Below are 290 nucleotides of genomic sequence, written 5' to 3' on the forward strand. Positions count from 1 at the left end.
GGACGGAGGGCGTCGTCACCGATGTCAACGGCGTGAAGCTGGGCTTCGCCGTCTGCTACGACCTGCGCTTCCCGCAGCTATTCCGTGCCGAAGCGCTGGCGGGGGCTCAGGTGCTTTCGGTGCCTGCAGCCTTCACCCGCCAGACCGGCGAGGCGCACTGGCACGTGCTGCTCAGGGCACGCGCGATCGAGAACGGCGCCTATCTCATCGCGGCCGCGCAGGGCGGCCTGCACGAGGACGGCCGCGAGACTTACGGCCATTCGCTGATCGTCGATCCGTGGGGACGCATC

At 69.0% G+C, this 290-nt stretch carries 1 protein-coding gene; it reads left to right on the forward strand.

The genetic code is table 11. The features are described 5' to 3' along the window. Positions 1-290, forward strand: a 290-nt coding sequence (locus EN786_RS37180) for a nitrilase-related carbon-nitrogen hydrolase (RefSeq protein WP_281405037.1), incomplete at both ends; no start/stop codon positions are given.

This window comes from Mesorhizobium sp. M4B.F.Ca.ET.143.01.1.1, assembly GCF_004792275.1.
Taxonomy (GTDB): Bacteria; Pseudomonadota; Alphaproteobacteria; order Rhizobiales; family Rhizobiaceae; genus Mesorhizobium; species Mesorhizobium abyssinicae.